Below are 1,020 nucleotides of genomic sequence, written 5' to 3' on the forward strand. Positions count from 1 at the left end.
TGTGTATAATTACTTTTCATAATCATAATACTTTCCTGAAACTATACGCATACATATCCGAATACATGTTATCATGCGGTTGGGGCGTCAGCCTTCTATCCAATGCCGCCATATCCACCGTAAAACCACTGTCTGCCACAGAAAAAGCACCATTACTGAATTTAAACTCCGAAGTGAAGTCTGGAATCCCCAGATCACCGCTTGTCCTATTATGTCCTATAATATTTATCAATGCATCCTTTATCCGCTCTATCTTGGCATTGTCTTTTGTTTTGTTGATCAGATTAGCGGCTTTTTCCGGCAGCCCGCCAATCTTTCCGTCTGGTGTCAGGTAAAGGTTCTCCAGAGAAATATCTTCTCCCGTAACTCCTTTTAAGTAACGCCTGACTTCCTGCACATCCGTGGCATACTGCCAGGTATTGGACGTCAGATTTCCCACACTGTCAGCAATTCCTGTGTAATACTGATACATCCGGTCACTGTACTTTTCCTCTACCAGTTTCTGAACCTGCTCCCGGACTTCCTTATCTTCGATACCGCTCACTGTTACATTCCCATTGCTTTCAATCTTTATCTGCATTCCCTCCAGCTCATCACGGGAGATCTATAGAAAAGAATCCCGGAGAAATCCCGACTTTCTCACAGACGGACAATACCTCCTCATTGCTGTAGAGATACCCCCACACACTCTTTCCCTGTGCCAGATCAGATAGGATATTGCCTGCCTTACACATTTCCCACTTATAATTTGTTCCTTTTTGATTTGTATTCTCTGCAAGCAACGATTCCGAGGCTGCCCAGCCTATTCTTCCATTATTGACCGTCCATGTATATTTACCGCCACTTGATGTTGTCCATGCATAATAACTTTTATTACTTAGTACCAGAGAATTATTCGCAGCACAAATGCCTGACATGGTGCTTGTATTCATTTTCGGTACTGCATAATTAGGTACTACCTGTCTGCTCCCATTAAGGTCAAAGGAAATAACCCCGTACTCCTTAAAATCAGAATTATAT

At 42.6% G+C, this 1,020-nt stretch carries 1 protein-coding gene and 1 pseudogene; both read right to left on the bottom strand.

Annotated elements, in window-relative coordinates; all coding sequences use genetic code 11:
- Positions 1-22 precede the first annotated feature (22 nt).
- On the bottom strand, positions 23-580 hold the full coding sequence (locus M72_RS14175) for a hypothetical protein (protein WP_261291842.1): 558 nt from the start codon (positions 578-580) through the stop codon (positions 23-25).
- Positions 581-593: 13 nt separating this feature from the next.
- Positions 594-1,020 (bottom strand): annotated as a pseudogene (locus M72_RS14180) (hypothetical protein); the annotation flags it as partial.

Source organism: Roseburia faecis, from assembly GCF_001406815.1.
Taxonomy (GTDB): Bacteria; Bacillota; Clostridia; order Lachnospirales; family Lachnospiraceae; genus Roseburia; species Roseburia faecis.

Bases quoted from the DNA above. Each gene is read 5' to 3' on its own strand.
- M72_RS14175 (WP_261291842.1), bottom strand. From the start codon at position 580: ATGCAGATAAAGATTGAAAGCAATGGGAATGTAACAGTGAGCGGTATC.